Here is a 24,202-nt window from a genome sequence, read left to right as displayed (position 1 = left end):
GTCGGCGCAGCCATCAGACTCAGCGGACGCGCTCGAAGTGGGCAAGGCTGGCGAGCTTAGCGCCGGCGACCGCGCCAAGACGCTCGAGCAGGTCGGTGCCCATATCCGGCGCGAAGCGCTTCGGATCGGCGCTGCCGATCGCCAGCACACCGGTTTGCTCATGCGCACGGATCGGGATCAGGGCAGCCGAATGGATCTCGAGTGGGAGTTCACCGAATAGGTCTGCGGCCTGCTCAGCAGCAAAGGGACCACAGAGGCAGCGGTCGCGATCGATGAAGTCGACGAAACTCCGCACCAGTGGGTCAGCCGCACGCTCATTGGCATCGATCGGAAACAGCTTGACCGCAACCGCATCGGCACTGAAGTGCTCGCGCAACGCCTGCTCCAAGGCGTTGCAGGCGTGCAGCAGATCGGGAGCCAGGATCAGTCGCAGGGTCAGTTCGTGCAGGCGCGCGAGCAAGGCTTCGTAATCATGCGCCCGCGCCACCAGATGGTTGAGCCGACCGCGCTCATGGGCGAGCTGCTCGCGTAGCACGGCCACCTGGCGCTCGATCAGCGAGGTTGCACCACCACTGCCATGCGGCACATTGAGCTTGGCGAGGACGTCAGCGTGGCGCAATAGGAAGTCCGGATGCCGCATCAACCAGGCAGCAACCGTCTCATCACTGACGATCGACGCCATCCCATCGCTGCGGCTATTCATTGCTCAATGGTCCCATCTCAATACTTCCGTCGAAGACGCGGACGGCGGGGCCCGTCATCCGAACCGGCATGCCTTCTCCGGGCCAATCGATGATCAGGGTTCCACCCGGCAAGCTCACTTCGACGCGCTCGTCGAGTTCGCCCCACAGGCGCCCGACCACCACGGCGGCACAAGCACCCGTACCGCAGGCCAGCGTCTCACCCACGCCGCGCTCCCAAACGCGCAGCCGGATGGCCGTCGCACTCTGGCGCTGCATAAAGCCAACGTTCGCCCCGTGCGGGAACAGCGGATCGCGCTCGATGCGTGGGCCAATCTCCGACACTGGCGCCTGGTCAAGATCATCGCTGACCGCCAGCACCGCGTGCGGATTACCCATCGACAGGGCACCAATCCGCAACGCGCGACAGCCGGCACCAAGATCGTAGGCCGGCGCGCGAGCACGCACCGCGAGCGGGATGGCAGCAGGGTCGAAACGCGGTAACCCCATGTCCACGCTCACTTGTCCGTCGGGACAGAGTTCTAGGGTAATCGGACCCGCCGCGGTGCCAACACGCATTGAGTTGGCAGAGGTCAGCCCCTCGTCCCGAACATAGCGCGCGAAACAGCGTGCGCCATTTCCGCATTGCTCGACCTCGGAGCCATCGGCGTTGAAGATCCGATAGTGGAATGCAGTGTCGTCCGAGCGTGGCGGCTCGACCACTAAAACCTGATCGCAACCGACCCCAAAGTGTCGATCGGCGAGCTGGCGAACTTGTGCGGCACTCAAGTCGACCTGCTGCCGAATCGCGTCGATGACGACGAAATCGTTGCCGAGTCCCTGCATCTTGGTGAAACGCATGCGCATCAGAGCAGCCTGTCCGCGACGGCAAGATCGCGCTGACTGAGGGTTTGGATCTGAGTGTCCATCAGGTCGGGTTCGGACGTCCGCATCATGGGAGAACCTGTTCGCCGGCGAACAACTCAGGAATCGACTCTCGCCGACGGACCAGATAGGCCTGGTCGCCATCAACCATTACCTCGGCAGCGCGGGGTCGGCTGTTGTAATTCGAACTCATCGAGAACCCATAGGCGCCGCTGCCACGGATCGCGAGCAGATCGCCCTCTGCCAGTGTCAACCGACGCGCCCGACCGAGAAAATCACCCGTCTCGCAGACTGGGCCGACAATCTCATAGAGTTCTACCGTTGGATCAGCGGTTGGATCAGCGGTTGGATCGAATGGCGGCTCGGCTGTTGGCTCGACTGGCGGCTCCACCCGCTGCGCGCTCGGCGGATCGCCTGGGTCTACGACGGGATGCTTCGCCGACAGACCAGCACGCGGCCGTTGCACCGGCACAATCGCTTGCTCAGCGCCGTAGAGAGCCGGGCGCAACAGATCGTTCATCGCCGCATCGACGATCGCGAAGCGATGCGTCGGCGTCGGTTTCAGATACTCGACGCGCGTCAACAGGACGCCAGCATTGCCAGCGATCGCCCGGCCTGGCTCGAGGATGACCTCAACCGAACGCGCGCCGAGCCGCTCGCAGAGCGCGGCAGCATAGGCATCGGGTAACGGCGGCGCTTCGTCGGTATAACGGATGCCAAGACCACCGCCCAGATCCAGATGCTCGATCGGTATGCCCTGCTCAGCGAGCCGATCAGCAAGTAGCAGTACCCGATCCAGTGCGTCGATAAAGGGGCCAAGACTGGTCAGTTGCGAGCCGATATGGCAGTCGATCCCGACCACGCGCAGCCCGGGCTGCTCGGCTGCATAGCGATACACGGCCTCTGCGGCCTGGATGTCGATGCCGAACTTATTCTCTTTCAGCCCGGTCGAGATGTAGGGATGGGACTGGGCATCGACGTCGGGATTGACCCGGATCGAGATCGGCGCCACAGCGCCAATCTCTAACGCAATGGCGTTGATCCGCGCCAACTCGGATTCCGACTCGACGTTGAAGCAGCGGATACCGATCTCGAGCGCGCGGCGGATCTCATCAATGCGCTTGCCGACACCCGAGAAGATCACCTTGTCTGGCCGCCCACCCGCTGCCAGCACGCGCTCCAGCTCGCCTACCGAAACAATATCGAAGCCCGCCCCCAAGCGCGCGAGCAGGTTCAGCACCGCCAGGTTTGAGTTGGCCTTGACCGCGAAACAGATCAGGTGTGGGTGCGATCCAAAGGCCTCATCGAAGGCCTGCCAATGCCGGGTCAGGGTCGCGCGCGAGTAGACGTAACAGGGAGTGCCGAAACGCTTGGCGATGGTCCCTAGTGGCACGTCCTCAGCACAGAGCTGATCACCTTGATAGACGAAATGATCCATAACAATCGGTCAAAACTCATCCGATTCAGGCAGAACAACCGGGACATCATCAAGCGCATCGAGGCCCTCGTGCGAAGTCTCCGGGCCAGTCACAGCCGCTGATTGACCTCGGCCTTCGGCGTCATTGTCTGGCAGATACAACGGGCCTGTTTGGCCGCAGGCAGTCACCATCTGGCCCAGCGCAAGGATGGCGATGATCAGATACAGCAGATAACGGGCCCAGCAGTGCATGCGTGAATAGTGTCTGATCGCGAGTGATCGAGCAAGCGGACCCGACTCCGCCGGGAGCCGAGACCCGCCCTAGCTGATCCGCGACAGGCTCGGGCCGCAGATCAACCGAGATCGCGTTTTACTTGCCGAGCGCTGCCTTGACCAGGCCCACGACCTTGTCTTGCAGCTCCTTGGCCCAGGCTGGCTGGGGAAGATTCCAGCCGATGAAGAGCCCGACTAGGACCCAAAATAGCGCGAACAACATCTGTTTCTCTCCACCGCCGGCTGGCGGCATCCAGCGTTATGCGTCAGAGTGCGTCAAGTATGAACCCAAGTATGAACCAGTTATGAGTCAAGTATGAGCCAAGTGCCACCATGCCAAGATGTTCGGCTCGAACGACGATCGGCTCGTACGATCGCCAAGTCTCAGCAGATGCGCAGCAGGGCCGAACCGAGCCTAACGCTCATGGCACCGTGCCACCCCGGTGAGGAATCGCGAAAGTGACTGTCCATTTCTACTTACCGATGACCGCTCAACACGGGCCTTAAAATCGGGAAGCAGTTGATGGACAGGTTCTTAGCATCAGCTTAAGGCATGATGGTGATCGGCGTGCCATCTCGAACCAGTCGCCAGATCTCATCCATCTCTTCGTTGCCTACCGCGATACATCCATCGGTCCAGTCCGTGCGCCGATATTCCGCGGCCAAACGAGGCGAAGTGAGCCAGTTGGGCAGACCATGGATCATGATCATGCCGCCCGGCGAGACCCCGAACGAGCGAGCGACCGCGCGATCGAGGTCGTTGGGATAGGAGACATGGATGGATTTGTAGAACGAGCTGTTCGGATTACGCCAATCCAGCACATAGTTGCCTTCCGGAGTGCGCTCGTCGCCCTCTTGAAACTTGTGCCCACGGGGCTGATCGCCCAACGAGATGCGATAGGTCCGATAGACAGCACCGTCCTTATGGAGCTCCATGGTGCGCTCAGACTTCTTCACCAGCACCCGATCAACGTAAGGGCTCGTCGACGGGGCTGGCTTGGATGCGCAACCCGCCTGCAGCCCGGCAACTACCAGGGCGATGGTGAGCGCGAGCAGCAGCCGTCGTCGGCCGCCAGCGAACCAATACCTAGGCGAGCCATTCTCGACGTAGGACGAGGCATCAATAAGGCTCAGCATAAACCAGCGATCGATCATCGATAATCGCGTTTAACGCGAGAGTTAAAAAGCAAACCTGATGTCGATTCTACCCAAACGGTGGAGTCAGTGATAGAGCGCAGTCTGGCCTCCCTTGCGGCCTCAACGAGAACCGCTTCGGGTGTGTCGCAGTCCTAAAAGTTCGCTTTATCGCGCTACTGGCCGACCTCTGATGAGGCCGGCCTTACTCACCGGTGAAGTTCTAGGGCATGCTCAAGGCGCAAACGAGTAAGCGGTTAGCCGTCCATCGCGACCGGCGACGTAGAGTTCGGCCAACCCATCACCGTCGAGGTCGCTGGTGATGGCCCGAGACACCGTTTGACCCAGATCGAAGCTCCACTTCTCGTTCAGCACTTGTCCATCGAAGATCCGCACCTGCTGATCGTCGCCTGTGACAAGCTCGGCGGTACCGTCTCCGTCCAAGTCGGCCGCCAGCATCAGGTAGCCAGTGTCTGCACTGGTTTCCCACAAAAGGTTCAGGCTGTCATCGAAGACCTGCAGTGTCCTCCCGGGGCCGTTGGCGGCAATCTCCTGCGCACCTTGTCCATCGATGTTAGCGACGAGGAATTGCGTTCGGACATTCTGGCCGAGCGAGGCGCGTGCCAGCTCGGTACCGTTGAGCGAGTAGACCCGCAATGCCGAGGTGCCCGCGTAATACGTTGGCCCATGATCGACTGATCCGATCAATTCGAGTGTTCCATCCCCGTCGAGATCGGTGAGCACATGCCGGGAGACACCATTCGGCCCACCGCTATTGTCATCGCCGATGGTGCGAACGATCTGCTCCTGGCCGTTGGCATCAATTAGCACGGTGGCGAGATCTCCGTCGTTGGTACAGGTGCCGTTGGCATCCAGACCACAGCCAGTATTGCCGTTGTGTACCGTCCCGACATGGGCGACCATCAACGTCGGACCTTGTCCTTCTAGGCCGAGCGACGCACCGATAAATGCTGGCCCGATCGCAAAATGCCAGTCCTCGGCCGGGTTGGCACCGAACTGCAGGCTGACGAAGCCGCGTGGGCGCAACGAATAACCGCTTGTGTAGCCCGCGATCAGTCTGCCGCTACCCAAAGACGCGAGCGGAAACATCACGCTGTCGTAGCCGCCTGCGCGGCCTGGAATCGTCTTGTTCGAATGCGCCGCTGCCGTTGTAAACGGAGATTTCCAGGTCTGCGGTGCCCGTCACGCCAATCAAGATCTCATGCGCGCCATCACCATCAAGATCCTCGAGGATCGGCAATTCCGAGCGCTGCGTCAGCGTCACGGGCGCGACCAAAGCCTGCCCCGTGCTGTCGAGGATCTGCAACGTCCGGTCGGTGACGACCACCAACTCTAGTTGGCCATCGCCAGTGACGTCGCCACTGCGTAGGTGCACCCGGTCCTCTCCCAGATCGAGCGACCAGGCCATTTGCAGGTGGTCGCTGCTGGGAGCGCCATAGGTAGTGCGATCCCAGCGTGTCGCGGCGCGATCCGCATCCGGATAGCGCCAACCATCGCTTACACCGACCGGCGTCTGGAGACTAGACTCCAAGGCGACCTCGCAGGTGACGCCTTGGGTTCCATAACCGCCGAAGGGCAGGATGTCGGTGGTATAGATCCAGCGGTAATTGCCCGTCCCGCCGTGCTTGCGGCAATGCTCATCGAGCGGCTCAGGCGGATCAATGCGAAAGACTTTGGCCGCAGCCTCGCAGGCCCCATTCGAGATGAAGACATTGATCAGCTGACCATCTACGTCGTAGCGCCCGTAGGTCTTGTAATAGCCTCCGCAGTGCGTGGCCGAGTTGGCCTCCTCAAGGAGTGCGGAGGTGATGTTGTCACCATAACCGTCACAGTAGCCTTCGCCGGTGAGCGCGGGGTGGTCGCGCCATTGGCCGAAGCCGCAGTAGGTTGTTGGCTGCGAGGGCTGATCGCCAGGATCATCCGTATTCGTGAGGATGAAGTGCGCAACGACATCTGCCTCGGTGGCCACACCCGACAGCATGCAGATCGGCTCGGTGCTGCTGCAGTCGCCACTCCAACCATCGAAGCTGTAGCCACTGTTTGGTTCTGCCGTGCAGGAGCTGCTCTCTCCCCCAGCAACCGGATTTGGGTTGCAACTGACAGAGCCTCCAGCGCTTGGATGGGCTGAGCTGCTGATGCTGTAATATTGTGGCTCTGTGTCAGGTGAATTGCTGACATCCATCGTCAGGTTATGCAGTAGCTGACGGCCTGCAATTCCGATGTAGCCACCGGTTTGGGCGGATTGGTTAAAGGTCCAGAAACGAGGTGTGAGTGCCACAAACCGGCCTTGACCTCGATACCAAGTGTAGCAGCCGTCCCGCGGCGCACTGACCTCCCATCCAGTGGAGAAGATCTGACATAGATACGCATCGGGATCAGTGTCCCATGCGCTTACACCATACAAACCTGTATAGGTGCCGCTGTTATCGACGCGGAAACCGAGAAATGACTGATCCCCCGAGGTCCAGTGTGAGACAGGATAGGCCTGCGGATCTCCGTCGAACAAATCAATATCGCGCAACAGAGGCTCATCAGCCGCAGTAGCCGTAAAGAACCAGGAATCGCGCAACGCCGGATACCAGCCACCGAGCGTCCCAGCACTCACATAGCCGGCCCGACTCAACACACGACCGCCGCAGGCCTCGCGACTGCTGAAGAAGGTTGCACCCTGCTCAACTGCGCCGATGATGCGGTCAACAACAAGATCATCCAGTGCTGCAACGGCAGAGGCTGGACCATAAGTGAAGCATGACAGCGTGCCGTATTGAGTCAAATCAGCTTCGCCACTGCGAATATCCTCAGCGTCGATCAGATCGAGCGACTCGCTACCAGAGCGCATGATCTGGTAAAGCTCGTTTTCTACGGTCTCCAAGTTGGTCTTGTCTGGCACGATCAAGGCTGCCCGACCAGCAGTAATATCATCATCGCCACCATCCTCGCCGGGCGCACCGATCAAGTCGCGCTCAATCTCCTGCTTAGCGCTCTCGACGCTGTCGGGCTGAAAGCCCACCGAGGCGATGAGGATGAGGACGTTGGGGATGTCATCGCTGCTGTAGTCCGCGCCAGTGGTACGGATCAGATCGGTGAAGTAGGCAGCGACCTTGAGCTTGTTGGCAAAGACACCCTCGTCATCCGTGCCGGGCTGCACGCCATTGGCAATGTCGAGCGCGATCTGGGCTAGAGTCGATTGGCGCCGCTCGGGGTTGAGGCCGGAGGCATTGGTACCGTTGAGCAGGTCGACATAGTAGGCCAGCCCTGAGGCGTCGGCGCCGCGGTTAAACAGCCCGAGGAAGAGATTGTTGATCAGGGTCTGGTCGTCGAGTGCGCCGTAGCGCTCGGTGTATTCAGCGGAATTGCCAAAAGCGTCGACCAAGTCAGCGATCCAGTTTCCGCCAACCTCAGCGAGGCGCCCTGCCCAGTAATCGACCCCTACCGGGTCGCCAGGGCGCCCGTAGTAGGCCAAGTACATGACCTAGACTTGTGGGGCGTAGGTCGCTTGGGCTGTCGCTGGCCGTGGAGCCAGACTCAGCAGGAGCAAGGACAATAGGCTGAGTAGCAGCAGAGAAATGATGCGGGAGGACACGCCGAAACGGGCGCTGGACGCGGTCAAGGTCATCGGGCAGGCTCCTTTGTCGACCTTATTGGTCAGGTTTCGCGACTAATTGCAGTGAAAAACCGCGCAAAAACAGTAGCAGCCCTGATTGTCGGAATCAAGTCAGAAGACCGGTCTCTCAGCTGGTTGCAATCCTTCGCCAGAGGCCCGTCTTGCCACCACGAACCGCGTGCAGCTCGCCTTGGCCAGGGCTCATACCAGCCGACCTGTCCGCTGACCTCATGCTGGCCCAGATCTCTTTTCACCCCGCGTCTGGCCCTTTACTCCCCTTCTTGGGTGCGCAGCTTTGCCTTAAGGCGCTCAAGCTCGGCAAGGGCGGATTCTTTGGCTGCACGCTCCTGCTCTAGGTTCGAGTGCGTCTGCTCTAGGTTCGACTGCGTCTGCTCTAGGTTCGACTGCGTCTGCTCTAGGTGCACCCGCACCCGCTCGATCTCAGCGCGCCGGTCATCAAGCTCTTCTTGGATACTGGCCTGCTGGCGCAGGTAGTTCTGCCGTGCTTGATAGGCGTGGTAAGCACGGTCTTTATCTGAAAAACGTTCTAGGGTACTCATGGCTTGCCTCATCTCGGGGGTTTGCATCCAAGGGGGAAGCGCCTTGCTGTCGAGGGTGGCGCCTTCCTTGAAGAATTTAAGCCAGCGTTCTTGTTCAGTTCTGACCAGCTCGGCGTGAAACTTGTTCAGTTCTAAGAGCCAGATACCACCGTGATCGACCAGGCTGCGGCCTTGGGCGTCGCGCAGGCGGAAGTCATGCAGGTAGCGGCTATGGTCGGGGAGCAGGTCTTCGGCGAGCAGCCAGATGGCGTAGGTGGGCTTGAGCTTGGTGTAGGACTCGCCGCTGCTGAGCTGGGAGCTGTAGAGATCGGCCCAGCCGTAGCTGATGCGTGCGGGCAGGTCGCGATAGCTCAGCAGCTGGATCTCGATCTGGTGCAGACCGCCATACTCATCGCGCGCCTTGACATCGACGATGCTGAGCTTGTCATCGAGGAATTCGCGCTCGTTGTAGGGATTGAGGATCTCGACGTTGGTGATCGGGGCTGGCAGCTCAGCGCCGAGCATGGCGTTGAGGAAGTGGATCAGTAAGGCGCGGTTGGACTCGGCTCCGAGCAGGGCCTTGAAGACGCAGTCGATCTTGGGGTCGATGGGGTGGCGCATCGGGGGAGTCTAGCAAGGTGCGGCGAAGCGCGTTGAAGCAGTCACTCAGCGCTCCGAAATGCAAAATGACGAGGCTCGCTTGCCAGGCTTGCCTTAGATCGCCTGGACTAGTGCTTCGCTGTGAAAATCCTGATACCTGACAGCCAATCAAGCCGCAAGCGGCTTGCCGGTATAGGTCCAGCGAAACGGCTTGGCCAGCTTGTCGTTGAAGAAGTCAATGAAGTTGGCGAGTTTCTCATGGAGATCATCGACCGAGAGGACGTTGCCGCGGCGGATCACTTTGCGCGCCAAGATGGAGAACCACATCTCGATTTGGTTGAGCCAAGAGGCATGCTTGGGCGTGAAGTGACACTGGATGCGGTGGCTCGGATCACGCAGGAAGCGCTCACGCGTGGCCATCGACTTGAGGATGCCGGATTTGCCTTTGACGCCAAGATCGATGTCGAGCTTGCAGGCCTCGGCGACGAGGCGCACAACCGCTTCCGAGCAGTGGATGTTGAGGTTGTCCATGATCAAGTGCCACTGCGTGGTGTCGTCGCGTTGGGCGAGCAGGTCGGCCAAGTACTCAGCAAAGTCCTGCTCGGTGCGCGTTGGACCGATCCGGTAGGTGACCTGGCCCGTGACCACATCGAACGCGGCGATCAGGGTCAGGGTGCCATGGCGGATGGACTCGAACGCGTGGCGTTCGACCAGACCGGGGCGCGTCGGCAAGGTTTCCGCCGCGCGCTCCAGGGCCTGTACGCCGGTCATCTCGTCGATGCTGTGCGTCTCGATGCCGGCCGCGGCGCGCTCAGGGGCGCATCGGTAGGTGTCACAGACATCCTGGCACTTCTCGTCGAACTGCGCATCGCGGGGCGTGTTGATCCAGCCCCGGGTGCGGTGGGGCTTGAGGTCGGCCTCGCGCAGGAAGCGCCCGATGGAGTCCGGCGAGATGGAGTCGACGATGCCGCGTGCGATGGCCTCAGCGGCCAAGTCCGCGTGGGTCCAGTGCGAGAGGTCCCGTTCACCGCGTTTGGGCGGTTCGCAGGCAAGCGCCAGAATCGAGCAGATCTGCTCCGGGCTGAAGGTCGGCGGCGTGCCCGGGCGCGGGGCATCGACCAGGCGCTCCAGGGCCGACTCCGTTACCGCGGCACGCGACCACCGCCGACGCCAGCGCTGCACCGTCGCCCGCCCGATGCCGAGGCGTTCGGCCGTGGCGCGCACACCGAGCCCACGTGCGGCTAGGAGAATGATCTGGGCGCGTTTGACCAATCCTTTGGGCGCGGTGTGTCGGCGCTCCAGTTCCTCCAGGGTGCAGGCGTCTTTGTCGGAGACGTGAATGGGGGCGGCGCTACAGCGTGGCATCGTTGAGAACCTCGGGTCAGGAGTAATGTGAATGATGAGAATGACAACGCTACTCTCTGGGAGCGGTCTCAGGTATTTAACAGGGCTGCACTAGGGAATGCCGATACCAGCAACCATTGGCACCCAAACGCACATGCGCGACTGGCGGATCTATGCTGAATATATGGCCGCCTCCCGATACCTGATTCAAGCAGCCTCGAATGATGAAAGGCGCGACCTCGACCAAGCCACAAGCCGCTGAATTCATTGCAGTTCATCGCCGCGCGCCCACAACACCTCTTCGATGTCCTCATCAGCCTGCAAGGCTAGCCAAAGACCCAAGGTCGTGCAGAAGGCGCGAGACAGGCATACTGCGGTATCAGCCGTCATCGAGCGCTTGCCAGGGCATCTCTCGGTGAGATCATCAACCCATCTGATGACCCTCGCCCTCATACAACCGCACCTGATCACGACCCGCCCGCTTCGCCTCGTACATCGCCTCATCGGCATGACGAATCAGCATGGTGCCGTCGCGACCATGAGCCGGATAGAGGGCGACACCAATGCTGCAAGAGATCTCTAAGTGGAGACCGGCGATATTCAGCGGCGTCTGTACCCGCCTCACCAGCTTCTCCGCCACCACACAGGCATCGCGCGCACTGCCGACCTCAGGCAGCAGGATCAGGAACTCATCGCCACCGATGCGGCCGATGGTATCGGCATCGCGCAGGCAAGCCCTGAGACGCTCGGCGAGCGTCTGCAGCACGCGATCACCGACCGCATGTCCATGGCTATCGTTGATCGGCTTAAAGCGATCGAGATCGAGGAACATCACCGCCAATTGACCATCCTTGCGTTCAGCCTCACGCATGGCCTGCCGGAGTCGCTCAAAGAAGAGGCCGCGATTGGGAAGCTCCGTCAGCGCATCATAATGCGCCAAGCGATGGGTCTGGTCCTCGACCAGCTTGCGCTCACTGACATCGTGGCCGATGCCGATCATGCCCGATAGCGCGCCATTGCCGTCAAGCAAGGGCGAGGCATTGGTCACATGCCAGCGCCAACCCCCATCGCCATGGCGCACCCGATACTCAAGCCCACTCTGCTTGGTGCGGGTGCTCAGCAGGCGCTGCAAGAAGGCCTCGCAGCGAGGTAGATCATCGGCGTGCACGACGGCGGCAAAGTGCTGACCGACCACATCCTTCGGCTCCAGGCCCAGGATCTCGCGCAGATTCGGCGAGAGGTAGCGGAAGACGCCATTGAGGTCGAGCGTATAGATCACGTCGTTGGCATCCTCGACCAGGGTGCGAAACCGCTGCTCGTTCCTGCGCAGCTCTTCTTCCATGCGCTCGCGGGCCATGACGATGACCGCCAGCGCGAGCAACAGTTGAAACAGCATGGCCGCGAGGAAGGTCAGCGTCTGCAAATGACTGGACTCGAACAGGCTGCCCGCCCCCAAGCCCCCAAGCGCCGTTCCGAGTAGGCGCGCCGCGAGCAAGATCAAGACGACGACCAGACTGACCAGCAGCAGATAACGTCCGCGACCCGGCGTGCCCTGCCAGTGGCGGACGACGAGGATCGTCATCAGCAAGACCTGCAGCCAGAGCAGAGCAGCGTTGAACATCACGCGCGGTTCGAACTGCTCGCCAAGCCAGAACATGCCGACACCCATCACCGGCACTGGCAGCCAGATCAGCCAGCGCGACGGCCCCTTGCCAAAGAAACGGGCGAGCGCCTCGAGCGCAAAGGCCAGGGAAGCAGCAAGCAGGATATTGGCCGCGACAACCGAGAGTAGGTCGCTCGCTGAGCCGCGTAGTAAGAAGAGTCCGTAGGCAGCGGAATAGAGCCCCGCGGAAACGCCCCAGAACGGCAAACCATCGCGCCCGGAATGATCGGCGAACAGGAACAGCACAATCGACAGCGTCGCGCTGACGACCACGGTGACCAGAATCAGTGTGCCGATGTCGATGAGGGTGCCCGTCCCAAAGCTCCGTGGCCCCAAGGCCACCTCGAGGCGAGAGTTTACTTGATCCAGGCACCGTCGCGGCAGCTTGGCCAAGCCGGCCTGAAACACCGGCATCGCACGCCGGATCGCGATCAGGCCGCGCGCAGCTCGAAATGCGGGAACGGATTGGGCAGTCCGCCCTCGGGGTCCTCAAGCCCCGCGGCATTGGATAGCGCGTGCTTGGAAAAATGCCGCAGCTGATGGCGCAGCGCTGGCTCCAGCAGATGAGCGGATTGCGCCTGCTGCAAGGCGTAATGGGTCACGCCGGCCTCGGCCAGTGTGTGCATCAGCCGAGAGAGATAGGCATCGTCATCAAGCCCCGGCATCGGTGTGGTGCGCACCTCCAGTGAGACCTTAGCTTCGAGCAGCAGTGCCAGACTCTGCCAAGCCTGCTCGCCGGAGCTGGGCACACCGGTCACCTGGGGATAATCCTCGGGCAGGGCCTTGATATCGAGCCCGACCCAGTCGAGCAGAGGCAGCAAGGCGCGCAGGCGTTGCGGATAAGGACCGCCAGTGTGCAGCCCGACCTTGAAACCGAGCGCTCGCACCTCGGCCATCGCATCGACGAGTGCGGACTGCGCGGTTGGCTCGCCACCGCTGAAGACCACCGCGTCGAGCAGACCACGACGGGATCTCAGCAGCTCAAGCACATCGGACCAGGTGAGTGCGTCCGGCCCGATCCTTTCGCTTGCCCCTTCACCCGCACCTTCAACTTCAGGCGCGGCATCGAGCAGATGGCCGTTATGGCAGTAGGGGCAGCGCCAGGGGCAACCCTGGCAGTAGATCACAGCCGCTAGCTCGCCCGGATAATCGACGCTGGTCAGCGGTGTCAGCCCGCCGAGTCGGAGCCGAGTGGAGATAGGCTGGAACTTGGGCTTGATCATCGGCGAACGTCGTCTTGCCGTTGCCTGACCCTTCTCTCAGGAGCGCGAGCGTTCAAGCGGCTTCGCGCCGAGCCCCATCAGAGCGCTGATGCGGACGAAGGGCCGCCTGCTGGTCTGAATCCTGGCTCGCGCGCCAGCTCGAGTGCGGATGTACATCTAGGCGCCCCGCTGGCCGCTCCTGGAAATAGGTGCGCTCCTGATGCTCGGCCTGCTTACCGCGATTGAAGGCGGAGACCGGCCGGTGATAACCCATCACGCGGGTCCAGACCTCGCAGCGGGTGCGCTCCTCGTCGCGTAGCTCGATGGTCGGCTCAGTCGTTGTTTCAGTCATTGGATACCCCTGTCGATTTGGATGGCACGGCCGGCTTTCGGCCGCGTTAGCTCGTATGATCTATTCGTTCGCTTCGTCGTTCTTCTGCGCTTGCAATCGCTCGAGACAGCTTACGCACCCGACCGTTCCGCAGCGCTCAGGCCGTCTCTGCAGCTTGCAGCTCGGCGCGCTTCTTCTCGATCAGTTCGGCATCACACTTGGGGCAGAACTCGTGCTCGCCGGCGATGTAGCCGTGGGTGGGACAGACCGAAAAGATCGGCGTCACCGTGATATAGGGCAGCCGGAAGTTGGTCAGCGCCCGCTGCACCAGCCGCTTGCAGGCATCGGTCGAGCCGATGCGCTCGCCCATGTAAAGGTGCAGCACGGTGCCACCGGTGTACTTGGTCTGCAGCTCATCCTGCGCCGCCAATGCCTCGAAAGCGTCGTCGGTGTAGCCGACCGGCAGCTGCGAGGAATTGGTGTAATAGGGCGTGTCCTCGGTACCGGCCTGCAGGATGTCCGGAAAGCGCTTCTTGTCCTCGCGCGCGAAGCGATAGGTGGTGCCCTCGGCCGGCGTCGCCTCCAGGTTGTACATGTGCCCGGTTTCTTCTTGGAACTGCACCATCCGCGCGCGCACGTGATCAAGCAGCCGGCAGGCGAAGGCATGGCCCCACTCGGTGGTGATGTCATCGGTATCCGCGCTGAAGTTGCGGATCATCTCGTTGATGCCATTGACTCCAAGCGTACTGAAATGATTGCGCAGGGTGCCGAGATAGCGCTTGGTGTAGGGAAACAGCCCGGCATCCATGTGGCGCTGGATCACCTTGCGCTTCAGCTCGAGGCTCTTCTTGCCGAGCTCCATCAATTCGTCGAGGCGCCGGAACAGCCCCGCTTCATCACCGCGATGGGTATAGCCAAGCCGCGCGCAATTGATCGTCACCACGCCAAGCGAGCCGGTCTGCTCGGCCGAGCCGAACAGGCCATTACCGCGCTTGAGCAGCTCGGTCAGATCCAGCTGCAGCCGGCAGCACATCGAGCGCACCATATTCGGCGAGAGCTCGGAGTTGAGGAAATTCTGAAAATAGGGCAAGCCATACTTGGCCGTCATCTCAAAGAGATGCTCGGCGTTCTCGCCGTCCCAGGGGAAGTCCTCGGTGATGTTGTAGGTCGGGATCGGGAAGGTGAAGATGCGCCCCTTCGCATCGCCCTCGGTCATCACCGCGATGTAGGCGCGATTGATCATATCCATCTCGGCCTGCAGCTCGCCGTAGGTAAACGGCTGCTCCTCACCACCGATCACCGGCACCTGCTCACGTAGATCCTGCGGGCAGACCCAATCGAAGGTCAGATTCGTAAAGGGCGTCTGTGTGCCCCAACGCGAGGGCACATTGAGGTTGTAGATCAACTCCTGGATGTACTGCTTGACGCGCGGGTAGTCGAGCCCATCGACACGCACATAGGGCGCCATGTAGGTATCAAAGCTCGAGAACGCCTGAGCACCGGCCCACTCGTTTTGCAAGGTGCCGAGGAAGTTGACGATCTGCCCGACCGCGCTCGACATGTGCTTTGGCGGATCGGCCTCGACCCGGCCTGGCACACCATTCAGACCTTCGGTAAGCAGCGTGCGCAGTGACCAGCCGGCGCAGTAGCCGGCGAGCATGTCGAGATCGTGGATATGGATGTCGCCCTCGCGATGCGCCTCGCCAACCTGTGGCGGATAGACGTGCGAGAGCCAGTAGTTAGCGATCATCTTGCCCGAGGTGTTCAGGATCAGCCCGCCGAGCGAGTAGCCCTGATTGGCGTTGGCGGCGACGCGCCAGTCCGAGCGGTCCAGATACTCGTTGATCGAACTGGAGACATCCACCAGCGTGCGCCGATCGGCACGCAGCTTGGCGCGCTGCTCACGGTAGACGATATAGGAGCGGGCGGTCTCGAAATGGTTGGCGCTGATCAGGGTCTGTTCGACGACGTCCTGAATCCCTTCGATGTCCGGGTTGCGCCCTTCGCCATAGCGATGCGCGAGCACCTTGACCACCTGTGCGGTCAGCAGCTGCGCCTCCATCTCGCCGAATTCGCCCGTTGCCTGCCCAGCACGCGCGATCGCCGACTGGATCTTCGAGGCGTCGAACGGGATCTGTTCGCCGTCGCGTTTGGTGACGCTCGTTGGCAAAACAGCGAGTTGGGCAGCAAGGGTCGACATAGAGGCGCTCACCGACGGAAGACACAAGATATTGTGCTGCGGAGTATAGCGAACGCTAGATGTTGTTGATAGCGGTCTGCTACAACAGCCGGCAACGCATTGACTCAGGTCAGCTCGATCCCAGCCAGCATCGAGGTGATTCCCGGAACGCGCCATGCGTGATCCCCTGAAAGCGGTAGGTCGGATGCGCCGTCCTCCGAGCACCGCAAACCGATTGATAAAGCACCGCTTGACACCATGATCCCCATTCCCGAGGATGCTCGCCAGATCGCCTCCTCTCGTCAGGACACCTAGCGTGGTCGGCAGCGGCCACGGCCTAATAATCAGTGAGCCACCACGCCAGACATTCGATCCGACCGCTACTAGGCCCAGCTCATCCCATCAGTTCAGCACATCCATCAGTTCAGCACATCCATCAGTTCAGCACATCCATCAGTTCAGCACATCAGCCGCATCGTCGACGCCAGATCGAGCACCGCAGTCAGCTACTGAAACAGCTCCAGTACAACCACCAGTACAGCCACCAGAGTCCATGCAACGCAAAGTCTTCATCCAAACCTACGGCTGCCAGATGAACGAGTACGACTCGTCTCGGATGGCGGACCTACTGCGCGAATCGCATGGTCTCGAACGCACCCATCGGTCAGAAGAGGCCGACGTGCTGCTGCTGAATACCTGCTCGATCCGTGAGAAGGCTCAAGAGAAGGTCTTCTCTCAGCTTGGACGGTGGCGGCCATGGAAGGATGCGCGCCCGGGCTTGATCATCGGTGTCGGTGGCTGCGTTGCCAGCCAAGAAGGCGACGCCATCCGCGAGCGCGCGCCCTACGTCGATCTGGTGTTCGGCCCGCAAACGCTGCACCGACTCCCGGCCATGCTCGATGCCGTCGAGCAGCAGCATCAGCCGCAAATCGATGTCAGCTTTCCGGAGATCGAGAAATTCGACCGTCTGCCCGAACCGCGCGCCGATGGCCCGAGCGCCTATGTGTCGGTGATGGAAGGCTGCTCAAAATACTGCACCTATTGCGTGGTTCCCTACACCCGAGGCGAGGAGGTCAGCCGACCCTTCGATGACGTGATTGCCGAGGTCGCGGGTCTCGCCGAGCAGGGCGTCCGCGAGGTCAATCTACTGGGGCAAAACGTCAACGCCTATCGTGGTCTGATGCACGATGGCGAGATCGCCGACCTCGCGCTGCTCATCCGCTACTGCGCAGCCATCGATGGCATCGACCGCATCCGCTTTACCACCTCCCATCCAGTCGAATTCACCGACAACCTGATCGATGCCTATGCCGAGGTGCCAGAGCTGGTCAGCTATCTGCATCTCCCCGTGCAGAGCGGCTCTGATCGGATACTGGCGCTGATGAAGCGCGGTCACACAGCGCTCGAATACAAGGACAAGATCCGCCGGCTGCAGCGCGCGCGGCCTGGGATCAGCATCTCATCGGATTTCATTGTCGGTTTCCCCGGCGAGACCGAGACCGATTTCCAGGACACCCTGAACCTGGTGAGCGAGATCGGCTTCGACCAATCATTCAGTTTCATCTATAGTGCACGCCCTGGAACGCCTGCAGCCGACTATCCGGACCTCGTGCCGGCCGCCGTCAAGCAAGAACAGCTCGCCCGGCTGCAACAGCAGATCAACCAGCAGGCACAGCAGATCAGTCGCAAGATGGTGGGCCAGGTCCATCGGGTTCTGGTGATCGGACCCTCTCGTAAAGATCCGACACAGCTCGCCGGGCGCACCGAGAACAACCGGGTGGTCAACTTCAACGGCCCCGAGACCTTGATTGGCGACTTCGCTGACCTACTGATCACCGAGGCCCTGCCGAACTCGTTGCGTGGCATGCTCCAGGAAACCCAACCGGCTCCGCTCAGCTCAGGACATGGGCTTAACAACGCGCGACCATAGTCCCGCCGAACGCACCAGCAACCGTGCAACCGCTCTGCCACCCCTGTCGCCACCGCACATCAGCGCCAAATGCGCTTCGCCATTGACCCCATTGCCCACCAATATCGACCTCAGCCTAGCGCCCGAAGACAACGTGCGCCTGGCGAACCTCTGCGGCCAGTTCGATTCCCATCTGCGCCTGATCGAGCGACGTCTCGGCATCGAGATCGCGAATCGCGGCATGAGCTTTCGCGTCATCGGTGAGCGCCAAGCGGCCGAAGCGGGCGCCCGTGTGCTCGAGGGACTCTACGCGGCGGCGGCAGACGAAGTGCTTTCCCCGGAGCGCGTCCATCTTGAGCTGGTCGAATGCGGCGCCGATGCGGTTGCCGCCGCTAGCGCAGACTCGGTGCCTGAGCTGGTCATCAAGACCAAGCGCGGCCTGGTAAAGCCGCGCGGTGCCATGCAGCTCAGCTACATGCATGCAATCCTGCGCCACGACATCAATTTCGGCGTTGGCCCCGCCGGCACTGGCAAAACCTACCTCGCCGTCGCCTGCGCCGTCGAGGCGCTCGAGACCGAGCGTGTTCGCCGGGTGCTGCTGGTGCGCCCAGCGGTCGAGGCCGGCGAACGGCTCGGCTTCCTGCCCGGCGACCTGTCACAGAAGATCGACCCTTATCTGCGCCCGCTCTACGATGCCCTGTTCGAGATGCTCGGCTTCGAGAAGGTCAATAAGCTCATCGAGCGCAACGTGATCGAGGTCGCCCCGCTCGCCTTCATGCGCGGCCGCACGCTGAATGACGCCTTCATCATCCTCGACGAGGCACAGAACACCACGCCCGAGCAGATGAAGATGTTTCTGACCCGGATCGGCTTCGGCTCGACGGCGGTGGTGACCGGTGATGTGACCCAGGTCGACCTACCGCGCGGCCAGCCCTCGGGCTTGCGACAGGCTGTCGAGGTGCTACGCTCAGTCGAGGGCATCAGCTTCTCCTTCTTCAGCGCCCGCGACGTGGTCCGCCACGCCCTGGTGCAACGCATCGTCAATGCCTACGACGCCCATGACCGAAACACCAGCGTCTGAGCCATCCGTGCTGACCGACACGCATGACCCAGAACAACCACCCGGACCACAATCGCCTGGGCCACAATCACCCGGGCCGCGGCTGCAGCCAGCCCTGCTCATTGACTTGCAGCTCGGCTGCCTCAGCCGACATCAACGCGCCGGGCTGCCCGCCATGGCCGACCTCCAGCGTTGGGCGCTCGCAGCACTCGACCCCAGGCTTTCACTCCGGCATGCCCAGACAACCTGGCCGGCCGAGCTGACCATTCGCATCACCGACGAGGCCGAGAGCGCCGAACTCAATCAACGCTTCCGCAACCGCGCCGGGCCAACCAACATCCTCTCGTTCGCGTTCGAGCCGCCGCCAGGACTCGATCTGGCAGAGTCGGCTTATGATGGCATCGGCGGGCTGCTCGGTGATCTCGTGATCTGCGCACCGCTAGTCCAGCGCGAGGCCGCCGAGCAAGGCAAGACCGAGACTGCCCACTGGGCCCATCTCGTGGTGCATGGAACACTGCATCTACTCGGCTTCGACCACATCAGCCCTACCGAGGCCGCGCCGATGGAGGCGCTCGAAATTCGCGTCCTCGACGCGTTAGGATTCCCTTCACCTTACGAGGTCAATGACGACGCCAATGGCGAGCGACGACGGATCTAGAAACGGCGCTCAAGCCAGTCACTGGCTGCAGCGCCTAGGCTTAGCGGGGCTCATTCGGCGGTTTACCCGTCGCGAGCCAAAGACCAAGGAGCAGCTCACTGAGCTCCTTCAACAAGCCGAGTGCCGAGGTCTGCTCGACCGAGAAGCACTCGGGATGATGGAAGCCGTGCTACAGGTCGCCGATCTGCGCGTCGGCGACATCATGATCCCGCGCGCCGAGATGGTACACATCCGCCGCGACGACCCGCTCGAGAGCATCCTCACGACCGCGGTCGAGAGCGCCCATTCCCGCTTCCCCGTCACCGGCGACGACAAGGGTGAGGTGGTCGGTATCCTGCTAGCGAAAGACCTGCTGAGCTACTGTTCCGAGACCAATCGACGCTCCTTCAACATCCGCGACCATCTGCGTCCGGCGGTGTTCGTACCCGAGAGCAAGCGACTCAACGTGCTCCTCAAGGAATTTCGAGCAAGCCGAAACCACATGGCCATCGTCGTTGATGAATATGGCTCAGCGGCCGGGTTGGTTACGATCGAGGATGTGCTCGAACAGATCGTCGGCGATATCGAAGATGAGCACGACTTCGACGAGGGCGCCTTCATCTACAAGCGCGGCAAGGGCGAGTACACGGTCAAGGCGCGCACCGCAATCGACGAGTTCAACGAATACTTCGGCTCTGCGCTCGATGGCGGCGATCTCGACACCGTCGGCGGTCTCGTAGTGCACGCCTTCGCCCACCTGCCAAAACGCGGCGAACGGGTCGACATCGACGGCTTCCGCTTCACCATCATGCGCGCTGACAGCCGTCGCGTACATCTGCTCACGGTTCGCCCGCCTGAGCAGGCAGACAGCGTACCGCCATCAACCTAGAGCGTTTTCTCTTAACAACCGCTTGGTTCTTGGCGGAGATCCAGCGCCCGCAAGCGGTCTTGTACAGGCTTTTTAAGCAAGCGATCGGCTGCGCTTGGACGCACTGTCCAGCACGCGCGCAGCCGCAGCCGCCTGCCGGCGGAATCAGACGTTCCGTTCGGCCATCATGCGCTCAATGATGGGCTGCAGGATGATTTCCATCGCAAAACCCATCTTGCCACCGGGCACCACGATGGTGTTGCGCCGAGACATGAATGAGTCCTTGATCATCGACAGCAGGTACTGAAAATCCACCTCGATCTTTTCCGGCTGCCTGAAGCGGATGACGACGAAACTTTCGTCAGGAGTCGGGATATCGCGCGCGATGAATGGGTCGGACGTATCCACCGTCGACACACGCTGGAAGTTGATATCGGTCCGCGTGAACTGCGGCGTAATGTGCCGGATGTAGTCCGGCATGCGACGCAAGATGGTATCGACGATGGCCTCGGCCGAGTAGCCACGCTCGGCATTATCGCGATGGATCTTCTGAATCCACTCGAGATTGACGATCGGCACCACACCGATGCCGAGGTCGACATGCTTGGCCACATCCGCCTCGTCGGTCTTGGCGAGCCCATGCAGACCTTCGTAGAACAGCAAATCAGTGCCCGCCGGCACTTCTTCCCAGGGCGTGAACTCGCCTGGCGAGAGGCTCGTGCCAAGACGCGCGTTATGCTGAACCGCCTCTTCATCGCTATGGATGTAGTAGCGCTTCCTGCCGGTACCGGTATCGCCATAGCTCGCAAAGAGTTCGGCAATCAGGTCGAAATGATTCGCCTCGGGGCCAAAGTGGCTCAGGTTACGGTGCTCTGCGGCCGCCTTGGTCATCTCGGCCTTCATCTCTTTACGGTTGAAACGGTGGAAGCTATCGCCTTCGATCACCGCGGCGTTGATGCCATCACGATAAAAGATATGCTCGAAGGCGCGCTTGACCGTTGTGGTCCCTGCCCCAGACGAGCCGGTAACGGCAACAACTGGATGTTTCTTAGACATGCGTAAACTCCCCGTCTTTCTTGAGATGCTGTCAGCGACCGAAGCACAAAAGGCTCCAGCAACTGACGTGACTACAGCTGCGAAATCAGATCAACGCGCAAATATACCACCTCCTTGGCATAGGCTCAGACACCATCGGTGGCAACGACGGAGAACCTTGTCGACTGAGATCAACCGCTAGAAGGCGCCATGTCGTGCATCGGGGCCGACTTGGTCAATGTTTGTCGCGCGCGCCGCCGGCGCTCCGCGGCCTTGTCGAAGATGTTCTTCAGCGCAATCAGGAACCCTAGCCCAATGAACGCCCCAGGCGGCAGCATCGCCAGCAGCGCGCCTTGGAAGCCCTCACCGAGGTTCAAGCCAAACCCTTCCGCGGCAGGCCCAAGCAGTAGCTCCGCCTGATAGAACAACGTTCCCTGACCGAGGAACTCGCGCATCCCACCCAGCACCATGAGCACGAGCGTGAAGCCAACGCCCATCGCTAAACCGTCGACAATCGCCCGATCCAGACGCGCCTTGGAGGCAAAGGCCTCAGCACGACCGATGATTGCGCAGTTGGTGACAATCAGTGGAATGAAGAGCCCAAGCACCAAGTACAGCTCATAGAACTGCGCCTGCATGGTCAGCTCAACCGCGGTCACGAAAGAGGCGATCACCAACACGAACACCGGCAGCCGAACCTCCGGACGGACCAGATTACGGATCAGCGAGATGGTCGCATTCGAGAGCACCAGCACCGTGGTGGTAGCCAAGCCCATGCCGAGCCCATTGGTTGCGGTCGTGGTAGTCGCCAGCAACGGGCAGAGCCCAAGCATCGCCACCAGGGCCTGGTTGTTGCTCCAGAGCCCCTCGCCGACTAAGGCCCCATAGCTCTTCTCGGCCATCAGACAGCCTCCACAGCGACGTTGGCGCGCGGCTCTTTGGTAGCGGCCTTTTCCTGACCTTGTCCCTGAATCGGCTCCTGGATGGCCTGGAGGCCTGAGGCCTCTTCAGGCTGGGCATGCGCCGACTTCTCTCCGCTGGCTGCTGCCGCTGGTATCGGCGCTGGCACCGGGGCTGGATTGCCGTCCGCCTGCCCCGTTGCCGGCCTCGTGTAGAGGGCATCGCCATGCTGCTGCACAAACAGCAACGTCCCCTTGACCGCGTTGACCACCGAGCGAGGCGTAATCGTCGCCCCGGTGAATTGGTCAAAGACCCCGCCGTCCCGCTTCACCTGCCACAGCTCCAGCGGTGGTTCGCCAAGCGAGCGGCCGTTGAACTGCTCGATGATCCAGTCATCCTTGCGCTCCTCGATCTTGTCACCCAAGCCGGGCGTCTCATGGTGCGAGATCACGCGCACGCCACCCAAGGTGCCATCATGCAGCACCGAGACCAGCAGGTTGATCGGACCCGCATAGCCGTCGGGAACGACCGGCTTCAGGATTAACGCGACCGGCTCATCCTTATCGCGCACCCGATAGACTTCGGTCACCGGCGCACCGAGAAGCTTCGGATCGCTGACCTCGATACGATCCTGCAGCGGGTCGTTCGACATGCGCCCTTCCGGCACAATAGCCTCCAACTTTGCCATCATGGCTGCGCGCTGATTCTCAGCGATCTTGGTATCGGTCAGCTCATGCGTTACCGCCACTAGGCCAACGCCGCCAACGGCGAAGCTTCCCAAGATGAACGCGGCAATGAGGATGGGTGCCTTTTTCATGGTCGTTGTCTTCTGTCCAGTGCTATGCCGTCAGGCCTTCTTGCGCTCGCTGCGGCGATGGCCGAAGACCCGAGGCTGAGAATATTGATCGATCATCGGCGCGGCGATGTTCATCAACAACACCGCGAAGGCGACCGCATCCGGATAGCCGCCCCAAGTGCGAATCGCAAAGATGGTGCCGCCAATCGCTGCGCCGTAGATCAGCTGACCACGCCGGGTGGTGCAGGCTGACACCGGGTCTGTGGCGATAAAGAACGCCCCGAGGATGGCCGCGCCCGAGAACAGGTGAAAGCCCGGGAACGGAAAATGCTGCGGATCAACCAGCCAAAAGGCCGCAGAGGCTGCTAACAGGCCCCCCAACACCGCCACTGGGATCTCCCAGCTGATCACCCGTCGCCACAGCAGATAGAGCCCACCGAGCAGGAACCAGTTCCCGACCCACTCCCAGCCACGGCCACCAAAACTGCCCCAGAGCGGGCTGCTGGCTCGGATCTCATCGATGGTTTGGCCCTGGTCGAGTAGCGTGCGCATCTCGTCGAGCGGCGTCGCCGCGCTGACCGCGTCCCAGGTCAACCCCTCAGGCAGAGCGCCCATGAAGATCAGGCGAGCCGAGTCCAGGAACGAGAGCGTTGAGAGCTCACGCGCCTCAAGCAGCGCCGGCACATCCGGGGGCAGCCAGCTCGTGGTTGCCACTGGATAAGAGATCAGCAAGAACACATAGCCGGCCATCGCCGGATTGAACGGGTTATAGCCGATGCCCCCATAGAGCTGCTTGACGATGACGATCGCGAAGACGATGCCCAGCATGGTCATCCACCAAGGCATGGTCGGCGGAATCGTCAGCGCAAACAGCAGCGCCGTCACCACGGCACTATAGTCACTGATGGCCGGCAGCGCCGGACGCCCGCGCAGCTTCATCACCAAGGCTTCAGCCAGCACCGCGAACAGGGTCGCCAGCGCCATATTGATGAGCACGCCCCAGCCAAAGAACCAGACCAGGGCCAGGGTGCCCGGCACCAGTGCCAGACAGACCTGCAACATCACCTGATCGACACGGTTGACGCGCGCGCTGTGCGGCGACGAGACAAAGGTCATGGCCACCGG

21 protein-coding genes and 1 pseudogene are annotated in these 24,202 nt (G+C 61.5%); 4 read left to right on the top strand and 18 right to left on the bottom strand.

Going from position 1 to position 24,202, the window contains the following annotated elements; translation table 11 throughout:
- Positions 1-19 precede the first annotated feature (19 nt).
- The 14 genes and pseudogenes from CCR96_RS22305 to CCR96_RS22245 form a co-directional block, all read right to left on the bottom strand.
- Entirely contained in the window at positions 20-682 is a 663-nt protein-coding gene (locus tag CCR96_RS22305) for a DUF484 family protein (protein ID WP_242519300.1), read from the bottom strand.
- A 13-nt stretch (positions 683-695) separates the two neighbouring features.
- Positions 696-1,547, bottom strand: coding sequence for a diaminopimelate epimerase (gene dapF, locus CCR96_RS22300; RefSeq protein ID WP_201223893.1), 852 nt, complete (start codon positions 1,545-1,547; stop codon positions 696-698).
- 85 nt (positions 1,548-1,632) lie between these two features.
- Positions 1,633-3,003: a diaminopimelate decarboxylase gene (lysA, locus tag CCR96_RS22295; protein WP_201223891.1), complete on the bottom strand. Its 1,371-nt coding sequence runs from the start codon at positions 3,001-3,003 to the stop codon at positions 1,633-1,635.
- Positions 3,004-3,012: 9 nt separating this feature from the next.
- Positions 3,013-3,234, bottom strand: coding sequence for an LPS translocon maturation chaperone LptM (lptM, locus tag CCR96_RS22290; RefSeq protein WP_201223889.1), 222 nt, complete (start codon positions 3,232-3,234; stop codon positions 3,013-3,015).
- Between the two features lie 118 nt (positions 3,235-3,352).
- Entirely contained in the window at positions 3,353-3,478 is a 126-nt protein-coding gene (locus CCR96_RS25220; RefSeq protein WP_274601177.1) for a hypothetical protein, read from the bottom strand.
- Between the two features lie 323 nt (positions 3,479-3,801).
- Positions 3,802-4,392 carry a L,D-transpeptidase family protein gene (locus CCR96_RS22285; protein WP_201223887.1) on the bottom strand — a complete coding sequence of 197 codons (591 nt, stop codon included), beginning with the start codon at positions 4,390-4,392 and terminating at the stop codon, positions 3,802-3,804.
- Between the two features lie 231 nt (positions 4,393-4,623).
- Positions 4,624-5,499 carry an FG-GAP repeat domain-containing protein gene (locus CCR96_RS22280; RefSeq protein ID WP_338035934.1) on the bottom strand — a complete coding sequence of 292 codons (876 nt, stop codon included), beginning with the start codon at positions 5,497-5,499 and terminating at the stop codon, positions 4,624-4,626.
- Positions 5,474-7,879, bottom strand: coding sequence for an InlB B-repeat-containing protein (locus tag CCR96_RS22275; RefSeq protein WP_201223883.1), 2,406 nt, complete (start codon positions 7,877-7,879; stop codon positions 5,474-5,476). The genes CCR96_RS22280 and CCR96_RS22275 overlap by 26 nt, the downstream gene beginning before the upstream one ends.
- Before the next feature lie 404 nt (positions 7,880-8,283).
- Positions 8,284-9,174, bottom strand: a complete 891-nt coding sequence (locus tag CCR96_RS22270; protein WP_201223881.1) for an Rpn family recombination-promoting nuclease/putative transposase — start codon at positions 9,172-9,174, stop codon at positions 8,284-8,286.
- 147 nt (positions 9,175-9,321) lie between these two features.
- Complete coding sequence (locus CCR96_RS22265; RefSeq protein WP_201223879.1) at positions 9,322-10,518, bottom strand: IS630 family transposase; 1,197 nt, start codon at positions 10,516-10,518, stop codon at positions 9,322-9,324.
- Between the two features lie 403 nt (positions 10,519-10,921).
- Positions 10,922-12,496, bottom strand: coding sequence for a sensor domain-containing diguanylate cyclase (locus CCR96_RS22260; protein ID WP_207192050.1), 1,575 nt, complete (start codon positions 12,494-12,496; stop codon positions 10,922-10,924).
- A 95-nt stretch (positions 12,497-12,591) separates the two neighbouring features.
- Positions 12,592-13,383 (bottom strand): anaerobic ribonucleoside-triphosphate reductase activating protein, encoded by a 792-nt coding sequence (locus CCR96_RS22255; RefSeq protein WP_201223875.1) that lies wholly within the window; start codon positions 13,381-13,383, stop codon positions 12,592-12,594.
- A gap of 163 nt (positions 13,384-13,546) precedes the next feature.
- A pseudogene (nrdD, locus tag CCR96_RS24880) lies at positions 13,547-13,714 on the bottom strand (anaerobic ribonucleoside-triphosphate reductase); the annotation flags it as partial.
- Between the two features lie 136 nt (positions 13,715-13,850).
- Positions 13,851-15,893 (bottom strand): ribonucleoside triphosphate reductase, encoded by a 2,043-nt coding sequence (locus CCR96_RS22245; RefSeq protein ID WP_201223871.1) that lies wholly within the window; start codon positions 15,891-15,893, stop codon positions 13,851-13,853.
- 532 nt (positions 15,894-16,425) lie between these two features.
- Here CCR96_RS22245 and miaB point away from each other — a divergent pair.
- The 4 genes from miaB (at position 16,426) to CCR96_RS22225 (ending at position 20,367) form a co-directional block, all read left to right on the top strand.
- On the top strand, positions 16,426-17,802 hold the full coding sequence (miaB, locus tag CCR96_RS22240) for a tRNA (N6-isopentenyl adenosine(37)-C2)-methylthiotransferase MiaB (protein WP_201223869.1): 1,377 nt from the start codon (positions 16,426-16,428) through the stop codon (positions 17,800-17,802).
- Between the two features lie 82 nt (positions 17,803-17,884).
- Positions 17,885-18,862 (top strand): PhoH family protein, encoded by a 978-nt coding sequence (locus CCR96_RS22235; protein ID WP_242519299.1) that lies wholly within the window; start codon positions 17,885-17,887, stop codon positions 18,860-18,862.
- On the top strand, positions 18,840-19,499 hold the full coding sequence (gene ybeY, locus CCR96_RS22230) for an rRNA maturation RNase YbeY (RefSeq protein ID WP_201223865.1): 660 nt from the start codon (positions 18,840-18,842) through the stop codon (positions 19,497-19,499). Before CCR96_RS22235 ends, ybeY begins: the two co-directional genes overlap by 23 nt.
- Positions 19,477-20,367: an HlyC/CorC family transporter gene (locus CCR96_RS22225; RefSeq protein ID WP_201223863.1), complete on the top strand. Its 891-nt coding sequence runs from the start codon at positions 19,477-19,479 to the stop codon at positions 20,365-20,367. Before ybeY ends, CCR96_RS22225 begins: the two co-directional genes overlap by 23 nt.
- A gap of 144 nt (positions 20,368-20,511) precedes the next feature.
- On the opposite strand, the gene CCR96_RS22220 is transcribed toward CCR96_RS22225, so the two are convergent.
- From CCR96_RS22220 to rsxD, 4 genes are all read right to left on the bottom strand, one after another.
- Complete coding sequence (locus CCR96_RS22220; protein WP_201223856.1) at positions 20,512-21,402, bottom strand: phosphoribulokinase; 891 nt, start codon at positions 21,400-21,402, stop codon at positions 20,512-20,514.
- Between the two features lie 170 nt (positions 21,403-21,572).
- Complete coding sequence (locus tag CCR96_RS22215) at positions 21,573-22,283, bottom strand: electron transport complex subunit E (protein WP_201223854.1); 711 nt, start codon at positions 22,281-22,283, stop codon at positions 21,573-21,575.
- Complete coding sequence (rsxG, locus tag CCR96_RS22210; protein ID WP_201223852.1) at positions 22,283-23,098, bottom strand: electron transport complex subunit RsxG; 816 nt, start codon at positions 23,096-23,098, stop codon at positions 22,283-22,285. The genes CCR96_RS22215 and rsxG overlap by 1 nt, the downstream gene beginning before the upstream one ends.
- A 30-nt stretch (positions 23,099-23,128) precedes the next feature.
- On the bottom strand, positions 23,129-24,193 hold the full coding sequence (gene rsxD, locus CCR96_RS22205; protein ID WP_201223981.1) for an electron transport complex subunit RsxD: 1,065 nt from the start codon (positions 24,191-24,193) through the stop codon (positions 23,129-23,131).
- Between the last annotated feature and the right edge of the window lie 9 nt (positions 24,194-24,202).

The sequence above is a fragment of the Halochromatium roseum genome (genome assembly GCF_016653315.1).
GTDB classification, from domain to species: domain Bacteria; phylum Pseudomonadota; class Gammaproteobacteria; order Chromatiales; family Chromatiaceae; genus Lamprobacter; species Lamprobacter roseus.
Note: the sequence above shows the minus strand (reverse complement) of the source record. Positions and strands in the feature narration are given on the sequence as shown.

Bases quoted from the DNA above. Each gene is read 5' to 3' on its own strand.
- CCR96_RS22220 (WP_201223856.1), bottom strand. From the start codon at position 21,402: ATGTCTAAGAAACATCCAGTTGTTGCCGTTACCGGCTCGTCTGGGGCA.
- CCR96_RS22225 (WP_201223863.1), top strand. From the start codon at position 19,477: ATGGCGAGCGACGACGGATCTAGAAACGGCGCTCAAGCCAGTCACTGG.
- CCR96_RS22265 (WP_201223879.1), bottom strand. From the start codon at position 10,518: ATGCCACGCTGTAGCGCCGCCCCCATTCACGTCTCCGACAAAGACGCC.
- CCR96_RS22270 (WP_201223881.1), bottom strand. From the start codon at position 9,174: ATGCGCCACCCCATCGACCCCAAGATCGACTGCGTCTTCAAGGCCCTG.
- CCR96_RS25220 (WP_274601177.1), bottom strand. From the start codon at position 3,478: ATGTTGTTCGCGCTATTTTGGGTCCTAGTCGGGCTCTTCATCGGCTGG.
- CCR96_RS22215 (WP_201223854.1), bottom strand. From the start codon at position 22,283: ATGGCCGAGAAGAGCTATGGGGCCTTAGTCGGCGAGGGGCTCTGGAGC.
- CCR96_RS22275 (WP_201223883.1), bottom strand. From the start codon at position 7,879: ATGTACTTGGCCTACTACGGGCGCCCTGGCGACCCGGTAGGGGTCGAT.
- CCR96_RS22285 (WP_201223887.1), bottom strand. From the start codon at position 4,392: ATGCTGAGCCTTATTGATGCCTCGTCCTACGTCGAGAATGGCTCGCCT.
- rsxD (WP_201223981.1), bottom strand. From the start codon at position 24,193: ATGACCTTTGTCTCGTCGCCGCACAGCGCGCGCGTCAACCGTGTCGAT.
- lysA (WP_201223891.1), bottom strand. From the start codon at position 3,003: ATGGATCATTTCGTCTATCAAGGTGATCAGCTCTGTGCTGAGGACGTG.
- lptM (WP_201223889.1), bottom strand. From the start codon at position 3,234: ATGCACTGCTGGGCCCGTTATCTGCTGTATCTGATCATCGCCATCCTT.
- ybeY (WP_201223865.1), top strand. From the start codon at position 18,840: ATGACCGAAACACCAGCGTCTGAGCCATCCGTGCTGACCGACACGCAT.
- CCR96_RS22280 (WP_338035934.1), bottom strand. From the start codon at position 5,499: ATGTTTCCGCTCGCGTCTTTGGGTAGCGGCAGACTGATCGCGGGCTAC.
- rsxG (WP_201223852.1), bottom strand. From the start codon at position 23,098: ATGAAAAAGGCACCCATCCTCATTGCCGCGTTCATCTTGGGAAGCTTC.
- CCR96_RS22305 (WP_242519300.1), bottom strand. From the start codon at position 682: ATGGCGTCGATCGTCAGTGATGAGACGGTTGCTGCCTGGTTGATGCGG.
- CCR96_RS22255 (WP_201223875.1), bottom strand. From the start codon at position 13,383: ATGATCAAGCCCAAGTTCCAGCCTATCTCCACTCGGCTCCGACTCGGC.
- CCR96_RS22245 (WP_201223871.1), bottom strand. From the start codon at position 15,893: ATGTCGACCCTTGCTGCCCAACTCGCTGTTTTGCCAACGAGCGTCACC.
- dapF (WP_201223893.1), bottom strand. From the start codon at position 1,547: ATGCGCATGCGTTTCACCAAGATGCAGGGACTCGGCAACGATTTCGTC.
- miaB (WP_201223869.1), top strand. From the start codon at position 16,426: ATGCAACGCAAAGTCTTCATCCAAACCTACGGCTGCCAGATGAACGAG.